The sequence below is a fragment of the Psychrobacter sp. CX18 genome (genome assembly GCF_057396215.1).
In genome coordinates, this window is record NZ_JBXYJH010000009.1 from 1 (window position 1) to 1,060 (window position 1,060).

General features: G+C 35.7%; 1 rRNA gene. It reads right to left on the reverse strand.

Annotation, left to right across the window (positions count from 1 at the left end):
• Positions 1–746 precede the first annotated feature (746 nt).
• Positions 747–860: ribosomal RNA gene (rrf, locus tag AC2SLT_RS08545) — 5S ribosomal RNA — on the reverse strand.
• Positions 861–1,060: the final 200 nt, after the last annotated feature.

The window sequence follows — 1,060 nt, forward strand, 5'->3', positions numbered from 1 at the left end:
ACCCCAACTTTAATTTCTCAGCATCCTAAATCAGCAAAAATCCACACAAGTTGTTCTTTGATTTTAGCTTTTAAATAGTTGACTTATCTTGTCGTCCAAGGTAAGTTTGTTCTTTTGCTTTGCTTTACTGTTATTAATAAGTAACGACAGTATCGCTTAGCAGGCTGACTATTATATAGATTTGAATATCGTTGTCAACACTTAATTTTATTTCTTTCTAAGATGTTAGGCTTCTAATCTCTCGATTTATTGCCCGATGTCCGTCTTAGTGAGGGCGTATTATAGAGGGTTTATTTTTTGAGTCAAGGGGTTTTATGATTTTTATTTAATATCTATTAAAATCTAACACTCTATTAGGTTTACTAGAATAAAACTGCTCATACTATCGATTTCTTATTACTTTAAAATCCCCTGAATCCAATCGTCCTAAGTATCTCTATTTAATTCATCTACTCATGCATTAGGATACATAACCTTCTAGCTTAAATAGACTCGCAGATACTATTTATAATATAAGCTGAAGGATACCTACCCATCCATTCTTTTATCTCGAATTACAAAGATCATTACCAACTCTTAGAAACTCATTTAAACATAAGGATGGTAAGCAGTATCTATAAGTATTCATTATTTCAAAACTGCAAATATTACTCTTATGTTTTCTAACAATATTTTTTAGCCAAGATAGGCCTAACCCAAAGGAAAAAGCCCCCACTCAAGATGAGCGGGGGCTTTTAGGTATAGGGAGCTGACGATGACCTACTCTCACATGGGCGAACCACACTACCATTGGCGCGACGATGTTTCACTTCTGAGTTCGAGAAGGGATCAGGTGGTTCCATCGTGCTATTGTCGTCAGCAAAGGGGGTATAGATATGAGTTGGTTAAGTTACTTACTTAACGTTGTATTGACTAAGTATATCAAGAACCTGAATCAAGGTTGCTATTCATCAGCAATCATCAGGATGATATCGAAATAATTGGCAACATACTAAAACCACTTGGGTGTTGTATGGTCAAGCCAAACGAGCAATTAGTACAGGTTAGCTACACGCATCAC